Source organism: Polaromonas sp., assembly GCF_012927415.1.
Lineage (GTDB): Bacteria > Pseudomonadota > Gammaproteobacteria > Burkholderiales > Burkholderiaceae_C > Polaromonas.
Genome location: NZ_JABBPF010000155.1, coordinates 1 through 10,431, shown reverse-complemented (window position 1 = coordinate 10,431; position 10,431 = coordinate 1). Strand labels below are relative to the sequence as shown.

Annotated in this window: 10 protein-coding genes and 1 pseudogene; 6 read left to right on the top strand and 5 right to left on the bottom strand. The window is 59.8% G+C overall.

The window, feature by feature from the left end; all coding sequences use genetic code 11:
• Nucleotides 1–127 precede the first annotated feature (127 nt).
• Complete coding sequence (locus HHJ19_RS13135) at nt 128–328, bottom strand: hypothetical protein (RefSeq protein ID WP_296908113.1); 201 nt, start codon at nt 326–328, stop codon at nt 128–130.
• A gap of 272 nt (nt 329–600) precedes the next feature.
• On the opposite strand from HHJ19_RS13135, the gene mnmG reads away from it, so the two are divergent.
• From mnmG to HHJ19_RS13105, 6 genes and pseudogenes are all read left to right on the top strand, one after another.
• Nucleotides 601–2,607 carry a tRNA uridine-5-carboxymethylaminomethyl(34) synthesis enzyme MnmG gene (gene mnmG / locus HHJ19_RS13130; RefSeq protein WP_296908112.1) on the top strand — a complete coding sequence of 669 codons (2,007 nt, stop codon included), beginning with the start codon at nt 601–603 and terminating at the stop codon, nt 2,605–2,607.
• Nucleotides 2,607–3,266 carry a 16S rRNA (guanine(527)-N(7))-methyltransferase RsmG gene (gene rsmG, locus HHJ19_RS13125; RefSeq protein WP_296908111.1) on the top strand — a complete coding sequence of 220 codons (660 nt, stop codon included), beginning with the start codon at nt 2,607–2,609 and terminating at the stop codon, nt 3,264–3,266. Before mnmG ends, rsmG begins: the two co-directional genes overlap by 1 nt.
• Before the next feature lie 121 nt (nt 3,267–3,387).
• On the top strand, nt 3,388–4,014 hold the full coding sequence (locus HHJ19_RS13120; RefSeq protein ID WP_296908110.1) for a LysE family transporter: 627 nt from the start codon (nt 3,388–3,390) through the stop codon (nt 4,012–4,014).
• A gap of 57 nt (nt 4,015–4,071) precedes the next feature.
• Nucleotides 4,072–4,835 (top strand): annotated as a pseudogene (locus HHJ19_RS13115) (ParA family protein).
• 115 nt (nt 4,836–4,950) lie between these two features.
• Nucleotides 4,951–5,499, top strand: coding sequence for an alpha/beta fold hydrolase (locus HHJ19_RS13110; protein ID WP_296908109.1), 549 nt, complete (start codon nt 4,951–4,953; stop codon nt 5,497–5,499).
• A 58-nt stretch (nt 5,500–5,557) separates the two neighbouring features.
• Nucleotides 5,558–6,496 carry a ParB/RepB/Spo0J family partition protein gene (locus tag HHJ19_RS13105; RefSeq protein WP_296908108.1) on the top strand — a complete coding sequence of 313 codons (939 nt, stop codon included), beginning with the start codon at nt 5,558–5,560 and terminating at the stop codon, nt 6,494–6,496.
• Between the two features lie 326 nt (nt 6,497–6,822).
• Here the strand turns inward: HHJ19_RS13105 and HHJ19_RS13100 are convergent, their stop codons facing one another.
• The 4 genes from HHJ19_RS13100 to HHJ19_RS13085 all read right to left on the bottom strand — a co-directional run.
• A complete protein-coding gene (locus HHJ19_RS13100) occupies nt 6,823–7,797 on the bottom strand; it encodes an alpha/beta hydrolase (RefSeq protein WP_296908107.1) in 975 nt (324 codons plus the stop codon).
• Nucleotides 7,798–7,858: 61 nt separating this feature from the next.
• Complete coding sequence (locus tag HHJ19_RS13095; RefSeq protein WP_296908106.1) at nt 7,859–8,515, bottom strand: DUF6064 family protein; 657 nt, start codon at nt 8,513–8,515, stop codon at nt 7,859–7,861.
• On the bottom strand, nt 8,493–8,795 hold the full coding sequence (locus HHJ19_RS13090; protein WP_296908105.1) for a hypothetical protein: 303 nt from the start codon (nt 8,793–8,795) through the stop codon (nt 8,493–8,495). The genes HHJ19_RS13095 and HHJ19_RS13090 overlap by 23 nt, the downstream gene beginning before the upstream one ends.
• A gap of 25 nt (nt 8,796–8,820) precedes the next feature.
• The coding region (locus tag HHJ19_RS13085; protein ID WP_296908104.1) for a cation-translocating P-type ATPase at nt 8,821–10,431 on the bottom strand (1,611 nt) is incomplete at its 5' end.

Genomic DNA, 10,431 nt, shown 5'->3' with positions numbered 1-10,431 from the left:
CGCCCGCCCGGCCGTGACGGCGGCCAGTTTGCGGTTGAAGGAGTTCAGGCGGTTGCTTCCGGCGAAGATCAGGAGTTTCATGCCCTTATTGTGGCTTGGAAGTGATATTCAGCACCGGCCGCCCAGGCTACACCGAGCCTTGAGGTTTGGCGGCGCTTTCAGTTTCCTGGGCTGGCGCCGGCGCATCAACCGGCACGAACGGCCCTTGGGTGCGCATCCGCTGGAAGCGTTCGCCGTCGGGCGAGTTGAAGACGCGAAACAGTTTGATGAAGGCGAGCGTGATCGCCACGACGATGGCGACTACGATAATTTTTTGGAAGTAGGTCATGGTATGTTTGAGTGTGCTGCAAAACCCGGCCTCCGGCAACTGTCTGCCCGGTTACGCAAGGCGCGCTGCCTGGTGCCGGGTTTTGAATGAATTTTGATCACGGCCGCAAAGGAGTGGGGCCATCTAGCTATAAAAATCGTAGCATTTGAGCTCACTGATAAAATAGAGATCTGCCCCAAAGGAAAGTTCAGCCAATCCAAACGTTCAAGCCGGGGGTAATTTCATGGCGCACAGGCATCTGGCCTGAAGGCCGCTTTATTGAAGGAGGCGTGATGCACTCGCCTTATGTTTATCCCCAGGAGTTTGACGTGATCGTGGTGGGCGGTGGCCATGCCGGCACCGAGGCCGCGCTGGCTGCAAGCCGCATGGGCTGCAAGACCCTGCTACTGACTCACAACATCGAAACGCTGGGCCAGATGAGTTGTAATCCGTCGATTGGCGGCATCGGCAAGGGTCATCTGGTGAAGGAAGTCGATGCGATGGGCGGCGCGATGGCGTTGGCGACTGACGAGGGCGGTATCCAGTTTCGTGTCCTGAACAGCTCCAAGGGGCCGGCTGTGCGCGCCACGCGGGCGCAGGCCGACCGGATTTTATACAAGGCCGCGATCCGCCACCGGCTGGAAAACCAGCCCAATCTATGGCTGTTCCAGCAGGCCGTCGATGACCTGATGGTCGAGGGCGACCGGGTGGTGGGCGCCGTGACGCAGGTCGGCATCAGGTTCCGCTCGCGTACTGTGGTGTTGACTGCCGGGACTTTTCTGGACGGCAAGATCCACGTCGGCCTGAACAACTACCCGGCGGGCCGTGCTGGTGATCCGCCGGCGGTGTCGCTCAGCGCCCGCCTGAAAGAACTCAAGCTGCCGCAAGGGCGTCTGAAAACCGGCACGCCGCCGCGCATCGATGGCCGCTCGATTGACTTCAGCAAATGCGGTGTGCAGCCGGGTGACGGCATGCCGGGTGGCGCACCGGGGCCTGTGCCGGTGTTCAGCTTCATGGGCGGGGCGATAGCGCATCCGCAGCAGATGCCGTGCTGGATCACCCATACCAATGAGCGCACGCACGACATCATCCGGTCGGGCTTTGACCGCAGCCCCATGTTCACCGGCAAAATTGAAGGCGTCGGCCCGCGCTATTGCCCGAGCGTGGAAGACAAGATCAACCGCTTCGCCGACAAGGACAGCCACCAGATCTTTCTCGAGCCAGAGGGTCTGACGACGCACGAGATTTACCCCAACGGCATTTCAACGAGCTTGCCGTTTGACATCCAGTACCAACTGGTGCGGTCGATGGCCGGCATGGAAAACGCCCACATCCTGCGTCCCGGTTACGCGATTGAATACGATTACTTTGACCCGCGCTCGCTCAAGACCAGCTTTGAGACCCGCGCCCTAGCCGGCCTGTTTTTTGCCGGCCAGATCAATGGCACGACTGGCTATGAAGAAGCGGCGGCGCAAGGCATGTTCGCGGGTATCAATGCGGCACTGCTGTGCAAGGGCAAGGACGCCTGGCTGCCAAGGCGCGACGAAGCCTATCTGGGTGTGCTGGTCGATGATTTGATTACCAAGGGTGTCACCGAGCCTTACCGCATGTTCACCAGCCGGGCCGAGTTTCGTCTGATGCTGCGCGAAGACAACGCCGACATGCGTTTGACCGAAAAGGGCAGGGAACTGGGCCTGGTTGATGACTTGCGATGGGATGCTTTCAACCGCAAGCGCGACGCTGTTTCACGTGAAACAGCGCGACTGCGAGCGATCTGGATCAACCCCAATAATCTTCCTGTTGCCGAGGCCGAACGGGTTTTGGGCAAAGCGATTGAACGTGAATACAATTTGGCAGATTTGCTGCGCCGTCCTGACGTAAATTACGCAAGCCTGATGTCGCTCAGCGATGGAAAATATGCCAACCCCGACATTCCTGTGGGAGAAATGGATGTTTCACGTGAAACAGTCCTGGCTGCAGAATTGGTTAAAAGCGTGATCGAGCAAATCGAGATCACGGCCAAATATGCGGGGTATATTGACCTGCAAAAAGTCGAAGTGGAGCGTGCTTCGCATTACGAGAACTTGAAGCTGCCGGCTGATCTGGACTACCTGCAGGTTTCAGCCCTGAGCTTCGAGGCGCGGCAGACACTGGCCAAGCACCGGCCCGAAACCCTGGGAATGGCGTCGCGCATTTCGGGTATTACGCCGGCAACGATTTCGCTGTTGCTCGTGCACCTCAAAAAGAATCTCTGGAAAAATACCGTGCCGCTCAAGCCCGCTGCAGCGGCTGATGTCTGATGCCCGGTGCTGAACGGGACTTGCGCGCCGGACTGAACGCGCTGCAACTTGAACTGAATGACCAGCAAGTCCGGCAGTTGCTTGATTATCTGATGCTGATTGGTAAATGGACCAAGGTCTACAACCTGACGGCGGTGCGTGATCCGGCCGTAATGATGACGCATCATTTGCTGGACAGCCTCGCGGTGATTCTTCCCCTGCTGCGTTACCTGCGAGGCGCTGGTCTGGAGCAAGGCGGTCGGTTGCTCGATGTCGGTTCGGGCGCCGGCTTGCCGGGCGTGGTGGTGGCGATCTGTTGCCCGGGTGTGGCTGTGACCTGCGTTGATACGGTTGCCAAAAAAGCAGCGTTCATCAAGCAGGCTGCGCTTGCCCTGAAATTACCCAACTTGACCGGGTTGCACGCGCGGGTGGAGTCCATTACCCAGCCTTTCGACGTGGTCTGCTCTCGGGCGTTTGCCTCGCTGATAGATTTTACCCAGTGGTCCCTCGGCGCACTGGCGCCCGGCGGCGTCTGGATGGCCATGAAGGGCAAACATCCGGCGGATGAGCTGGCTGCTTTGTCGGCGGCGGTCGGGTTGTTTCACGTGGAACAACTCCATGTGCCAGGGCTTGACGCCGAGCGCTGCATCCTGTGGCTGCGACAAACACCCCCGGGCTAGCGCTGGTTCGCATCGGAAAATGACGCTTCAAACTGGCTTTGCCGGGCGTGCAAGCTGCGAAACATGACTTCATTCGCACGCGCTGTCGTAAACTCAGGCTTCAACTTCGGGAAGATACTTCATGCTGGGCTCATTTGCCGGTGTTGCCGACTACGGTGCCTTTGTCGCCGCCATCATCATTTTTCTGGCGATTCCCGGTCCTGGCAATCTTGCCCTCATTACGTCAACCGGCAAAGGCGGCATTGCCGGTGGCATGGGTGCAACCTTTGGGGTGATCGCCGGTGACCAGGTTCTGCTGTGGGCTGCGGTGGCAGGTGTTTCAGCGGTGATGGCTGCCTACCCTGCGGCTTTCAAGGCGGTGCAATGGCTGGGCGCGGCTTATCTCGCCTGGTTGGGTGTCAAAATGCTTTTGGCAAAACCCGGCAGCGCGCCGATCTTGCAGATCAAACCACACCACTATTTTCGCCAGGCCCTGTTCATTACCCTGCTCAATCCCAAAGCGATTGTGTTTTATCTGGCCTTTTTTCCCCTGTTTGTCGATCCGGCCCATCACCAGGGTCTGAAAACTTTTGGCGTGATGGCCGCGACCATTGCGGTGCTGACTTTTCTTTACGGTCTGGTGGCTGTCCTGCTGACCTACACCCTTGCCGAACGATTGCGGGCTAATCCAAGGATCTCGGGCATGCTGCAAAAGGCGGCGGGTATGTTCCTGATCGGCTTCGGCATCAAGCTGGCGATTTCGCGCTAGGCTGCGCAGGCTGGCAAGCCTTCGGTTTTTACTCAACAGAACAACAATAAAAGTAGCATGGCCAAAATATTCTGCATTGCCAACCAAAAAGGCGGCGTGGGCAAGACCACCACCACGGTCAATCTGGCAGCCGGGCTGGCCAAGGTGGGACAGCGGGTGCTGATGATTGACCTTGATCCGCAGGGCAACGCCACCATGGGCTCAGGCGTAGACAAGCGCACGTGTTGCTTGAATCGGCAACCATCGCCGAGGCCCGCGTGCAGAGCCAGAAACTGATCGACGGTGGGTGCGGCTATGACGTGCTGGGCGCTAACCGCGAGCTGGCCGGCGCCGAGGTCGAGCTGGTCTCGCTGGAGCGGCGCGAAAGGCGTCTCAAGCAGGCGCTGGCCGCCGTTGCCGACTACTACGATTTTGTGCTGATTGACTGCCCGCCCTCGCTCTCCATGCTGACGCTCAATGGCCTGTGCGCGGCGCACGGCGTGGTGGTGCCGATGCAGTGTGAATATTTTGCGCTTGAAGGCGTGACCGACCTGGTCCACACCATCAAGCAGGTTCACGCCAACCTGAACAAGGACCTGCAGATCATCGGCCTGCTGCGCGGGATGTTTGATCCGCGCATCACGCTGCAGCAGCAGGTCAGCGAGCAGCTCAAGGGGCATTTTGGCAACAAGGTGTTCAATACCGTGATCCCGCGCAACGTTCGGCTGGCCGAAGCGCCAAGCTATGGGCTGCCGGGCGTTGTGTTTGACCCTTCCTCCAAGGGCGCGCAGGCCTTTGTCGCGTTCGCCGAAGAAATGGTGGAACGCATCCAGGGCATGTAAAAAACTCTGGTTCGCTATAAAAACGGCCCGTGGTCCAATGAGTACGGTATTTAATAGCTATTAAAATAATAGCAGACTACCACCATTACCTAAGTCGACTGAATCCAAACAAGCCATGAAACCTGCCAATGTGCTAATTCTCCCCGGCTGGCAAAATAGCGGCCCCGGGCACTGGCAAAGTCGCTGGGAGCTCGCCCACGGCTATACGCGCGTGGAGCAACACGACTGGCTACGGCCGCTGCGTGGCGACTGGATTGCGCGGCTTGAGGAGGTGTTGATGGACTGTGATGAACCGGCCGTGCTGGTCGCTCACAGCCTGGGTTGCCTGCAGACCGCGGCCTGGGCCGCTCACTCCCGCAACGGGCACCGCGTCAAGGCGGCTTTGCTGGTGGCGCCGCCGGATATCGAACGTGACGAGATGCGGCAATCGTTGCCTGGCTGGTCGGCGCCTTCATTGCGCGCGCTGCCGTTTAAATGCGTGCTGTTCGCCAGCAGCAACGACCCGTTCTGCACGCTGGCGCGCAGCCGCCAGTTTGCTTCTGCCTGGAACGCCGATTTTGTAGCGGCAGGGCCGCACGGTCACCTCAACGCCGAAAGTGGCCTGGGCGACTGGCCGGAGGCTTATGAGAAGCTGTTGCAGCTCATGCGTGTGGCTACCGCCTAGCCGGTCCAGCGCAGCCCATCACCCGCGAATTTGAATCAAAAAAAGGACAGCACAGAACATGGTCACCAAAAAACCAAAGGGCCTGGGTCGCGGCCTCGAAGCCCTGCTTGGCCCCAAAGCCAACGAAGCGTCCGACGCCGCCGACCCTGCCAACAGCAGCGCGACCAGCCCCGGCTTGTCGACATCGCTGCGGCTTTCCGACATCGTGCCGGGCCAGTACCAGCCGCGTACCCGCATGGACGAGGGCGCGCTTTACGAGCTGGCCGAGTCCATCAAGGCGCAGGGCATCATGCAGCCCATTCTGGTCAGGCGCCTGAGCAGCGGGGACAACGACGGCAAGTACGAGATCATCGCCGGCGAACGGCGCTTTCGGGCCGCCAGGCTGGCGGGCTTGGACAGCGTCCCGGTGCTGGTACGCGACGTTCCCGACGAGGCTGCAGCGGCCATGTCGCTGATTGAAAACATTCAGCGGGAAGACCTCAACCCGCTGGAGGAAGCCCAGGGTCTGCAACGCCTGGTCAAAGAGTTTGGACTCACTCACGAACTCGCAGCGCAAGCCGTGGGACGCTCGCGCAGCGCCGCGTCCAACCTGCTGCGCTTGCTTAATCTGGCCGACCCGGTGCAGGTCATGCTGATGGCCAGCGACATTGATATGGGGCATGCGCGGGCGCTGCTGGCGCTGGACCGTGCCACGCAGATCACCGCCGCCAACCAGATCGCCGCCAAAAAGATGTCGGTGCGCGAGGCTGAAAGCCTGGTCAAGAAACTCAGCGCGGAATTTTCGCTGAAGCCCCATAAAGTCGCCAGGGAAAAGTCGCGCGACACCCGTCGTGTCGAAGAAGAGTTGGCCGATCTGCTAATGGCCGAGGTTGAAGTGCGCGTGAAAAAGCAGGTCAAACGCAATGGCCGGCGCGAAGATGTCGGCGAGGTGGCAATCCAGTTCTCGTCGATGGACGAGCTCAACGGGTTGATCGAGCGGCTGCGCGGCGGCAAGTGAGTCGGGGCAACGGGGTGCGTCGAGGCTGACTAGGCCAAGCAGCCAGTGCACATGGTGCTGACGTTGTTGCGGAAGTCGGCCAGCAGGCGCCGTAGCGCCCACACCAAGCCGAGCCAGAAACCGGCCATTGGCAGATTTTGAAAAGCCAGCGGGCAGGGTGCCGAAAAACCCGTTCAATCGAGTTGCATGAGGCCCGTTTTCAGCGGCTGCGGCCGGCCCGGCCGAGGCCTCTGGCGATGGGCAGGATCAGCATGCCGCTTCAACCGATGCCGTACGTCAGTGCGAAGTGCCGATCAGCGGGCGGCGCCGCAGCCAGCCCTGGCGCTTCATGGTTGGGCCTGCGCAAGGAGAAGCTTCAAGATTTCCGCCTGTACCTCGGCGTCATGCCCGACCCAGACATGGCCGCCCTGCTCGAATCCCACAAACTTTGCGCCCACAATCTGGCTGGCAGTGTACTGCGCGCCGGCATACGTCCCGTAGCCGTCGTCACGCATGCTGATGAGCAGCGTCGGCGCGCGAATCAACTCCAGCGGCATACGCTGCATGTTTTTGCCGATGGCCGTATCGCTGCGCAAACCCGCCGCGCGTGCGGACACCGGCAGGATGTTGTCCAGCATGGCGTTGACCCGCGCGCGTTCCAGCGCGCTTGCAGCCGTCACTTGTTCAGGCGGTGTGGCCAGCACCACCTTGAGCACCTGGTCGCGCGCGACGTGAAGCGCAGTCCAGAACGCGAAGTCTGACTCGATTAGCCACCTTTGCAACTTTTCAGCCCAAGGTGACAGCGGCGGTGCAGAATTGGCCACTGCACTGGGCTTGTAGGCCAGCGGAACCAGCAACACCAGCGCAATGACACGATCGGGATGCCGAATGGCCATCTGCATGGCCGACGGCGCACCGGCCGAGCCACCTAGAACCGCCGCCTGCTTAATCCCCAGCGCATCCAGCAGGCAAACATGCGCGTCGGCCTGCGCGGCAGGGGATGCGTCAAGCGGCATCGGCGTGCGCAGGTAGCCAAAGCGCGACATGGCAATCACCCGAATGCCACGTTGTGCCAACGTGCCCGCAAAAGCCATTCCCTGGTCGTGCCCGCCACCGCTGCCGTGAACCATTAGCAGCGGCGTCCCTGTGCCAGCCTGCTGGTATTCGATCGAGCCGCAGCGTGTCGCAACCACAATGCTGCCTTGTGCAGCGCGGGTACGAGCCGCCTTGATGTCGCTATCAAAGCGCCACCCTGTCCAAAAGGCTGCGATGACAACGGCTGCAGCAATGACGCTTCGCAGTACTATTTTTAACGGGCTCATGATGGGGACTGGCCTCCGCTTACCTAAGCGAAAAAAGCCAAACGCTGCTTCGGCGAGTGCTTCACAAGACCCGGCCCGGGCCGAACGCCGCGCCTTTTGACTGCGCAAGCAGTACCAGGCCAACAACACCTGCCACGGCAAGCCCTGAATCTGCGGGAACACTCAACAAAAACGCGGCCTGGCTGCCCACAAGGCACCATAAAACGGGGACTACGAAGGGGCTGCGCGAATATGGCCTGACCAGAAATGCAAGCAGACCAATGGTAAATAGCGTGGTGGGGCACGGCAGTCCAAAAGTGGGAAAAGCCGGGTAGCGGTGGCCAGCGAAGTAAGACCATGCCGGGTATACGGCGAGTGAAAACACAATAAGACTCAGACCTACCCATTTGCGCCCGCCAGGGAGCACCTTGAAATCAAGTTTGCGGCGAACCACACCTTGCCAAAAGAAGACGATGGCACCGGCAAAAAACACCGCGGCAAACACATAAGCCAACGGATTAATGGCGGTAAAAAACGCCAGGTGGTAAGCCAGAGCCTGCCAAGCCCACAGAAAGGCGAGGATGCCTGAGATGCCCACGCCTGAAAAGCGGCGCTGTGCAGCCAGCAGTGCGATTGCGATCAAAGCAAGTCCAGGTAGAAAGATTTGCGCGGGCCAAATAGCCATGTTGCACGCACTGAAGACGCCGTAAAACTGCTCAACCGTAAATGGTATCTGCATGGGGAATACCTAACCCCCGCTCCTGCCGCCGCGCAATAGGCGGAACAACGATAGGGACAGGGCTGATCAACTTTGCCGTCAGGCGCACCCACCCCAGTGCGACGACGGTTAGCCCCGGCATGAAGTGCCAAGTCCTCAGTGCCGCCCTGGCACAGTTGCCATTTGGGAAAATATCGCCGAGCAAGATACAGGCACAAACCGCCACCAGTAGCGGCAGCGTCAACCAGTGAAGCGCGATTGAAACCCACCCGTAGTGGTCTTTGGTGTTGAGCAATTTCATAAGTTCTCCCTGAGAAGATGATCAGCTAGGGCGCAGGTGCCTGTCCTGTAGCCTTGACCAGATCGCTATTCGCAGTGCCGCGTCGCCTGATCAAGACGCGCATCACCAGCTTGCGCAGCTCGCTGTACAACAGCACCACACTGGCCATTGCCATGCATGTGAGCCACTGGCTTAGCGTCAGCGGTACGGTGCCAAAAGCGACGTTCAGAAAGGCTATATTGACGACGGCTACTTGCAGCGACGCAGACAGCGCGACCGCAGCCCAAAGCCACGGGTTGGTGAACAGGTTCGCAAAGGCGCTGGTGGTCTCTGACCTTGCGTTGAAGCACTGCAGCAAGTGCGCCATCACCAGTACCGTAAAGCCTGCCGTGCGGGCGGTAACCAGGTCGCCCTCTCCCTCAATCAGCTCGATCAGCCCGCCCGGCAGATACATATCCATCGTCAGCAGGGCGACTACAGCGATGACAACGCCAATCTCGAACACGCCCGCCCACATGTGGGCGTCGATCACACGCTCATTGATGTGACGTGGTTTGCGGGTCATCACGTCACCTGTCGGGGGATCAATGCCAATGGCCAGGGCGGGCCAGGTGTCGGTGATCAGATTGAGCCACAGGATTTGCGTTGCCAACAGTGGCAGTACGACCGCGGTGCCAGCCCCGCTGGTTGAATTGGTCAAGCCAATCACGCTGGCCCCGACCACACCCAGAAATACGGTCAGTACCTCGCCCATGTTGGACGACAGCAGGTAACGCAAAAACTTGCGGATGTTGTCGAAGATGCTGCGGCCCTCGCGCACCGCATCAACGATGGTGGCAAAGTTGTCATCGGCCAGTATCACCTTGGCCGCTTCCTTGGTGACCTCGGTGCCAGTCATGCCCATGGCGATACCGATATCGGCAGATTTGAGTGCAGGCGCATCATTCACCCCGTCACCTGTCATGGCCACGACCTGGCCGTCTGCCTGAAGTGCGCTCACGATGCGCAGTTTGTGTGCGGGCGACACTCTGGCGTAAACCGAGGTTGTACGCACAGCGTCTGTAAAAGCGGCGTCGCTCAGTGCATCCAGTTCAAGTCCGGTCAGCGCCTTTACCCTTGAGCCATCGGCTGCGTCGGTGATTCCTAAATCTGAAGCAATGCGTGCAGCGGTACGCGGGTGGTCACCTGTGATCATGATGACCCGGATGCCTGCGCGGCGCGCTTGGGTGATGGCTACTCCCGCTTCTTCACGGGGTGGGTCCATCATGCCGACCATGCCCGCAAAAATCAGGTCATGCTCCAGAGCCGCCGTGTTTTTCGGGTCCTCGTTTGCGCTCAGGGGGCGGTAAGCAACAGCCAGTGTGCGCAGTGCTGCATCGGACAAGTTATCGACGTCGAGCAGAATCTGCGCTCGCCGACCGTCGTCCAGCGGGACGGTTCCCGCGACTGACTGAAGCTGGGTACACCGTTGGAGCAGCACGTCTGGCGCACCTTTGGTGACGATGACCACTTGGTCGTCATATTCGTGATCGATCTCAAGGGTGGACATCATCTTGCGTTCAGACGTAAACGGAATTTCACCGACACGCTCGAATCGCTTTTCTCGCCGCCCGGCCGCATCGGTAAGACCCAGCTTGCGCTCGGCCACTAAAAAAGC

What these genes read in the sequence shown, in the direction of transcription:
- HHJ19_RS13135 (WP_296908113.1), bottom strand. Translation starts at nt 328, where the DNA reads ATGACCTACTTCCAAAAAATTATCGTAGTCGCCATCGTCGTGGCGATC.
- mnmG (WP_296908112.1), top strand. Translation starts at nt 601, where the DNA reads ATGCACTCGCCTTATGTTTATCCCCAGGAGTTTGACGTGATCGTGGTG.
- rsmG (WP_296908111.1), top strand. Translation starts at nt 2,607, where the DNA reads ATGCCCGGTGCTGAACGGGACTTGCGCGCCGGACTGAACGCGCTGCAA.
- HHJ19_RS13120 (WP_296908110.1), top strand. Translation starts at nt 3,388, where the DNA reads ATGCTGGGCTCATTTGCCGGTGTTGCCGACTACGGTGCCTTTGTCGCC.
- HHJ19_RS13110 (WP_296908109.1), top strand. Translation starts at nt 4,951, where the DNA reads ATGAAACCTGCCAATGTGCTAATTCTCCCCGGCTGGCAAAATAGCGGC.
- HHJ19_RS13105 (WP_296908108.1), top strand. Translation starts at nt 5,558, where the DNA reads ATGGTCACCAAAAAACCAAAGGGCCTGGGTCGCGGCCTCGAAGCCCTG.
- HHJ19_RS13100 (WP_296908107.1), bottom strand. Translation starts at nt 7,797, where the DNA reads ATGAGCCCGTTAAAAATAGTACTGCGAAGCGTCATTGCTGCAGCCGTT.
- HHJ19_RS13095 (WP_296908106.1), bottom strand. Translation starts at nt 8,515, where the DNA reads ATGCAGATACCATTTACGGTTGAGCAGTTTTACGGCGTCTTCAGTGCG.
- HHJ19_RS13090 (WP_296908105.1), bottom strand. Translation starts at nt 8,795, where the DNA reads ATGAAATTGCTCAACACCAAAGACCACTACGGGTGGGTTTCAATCGCG.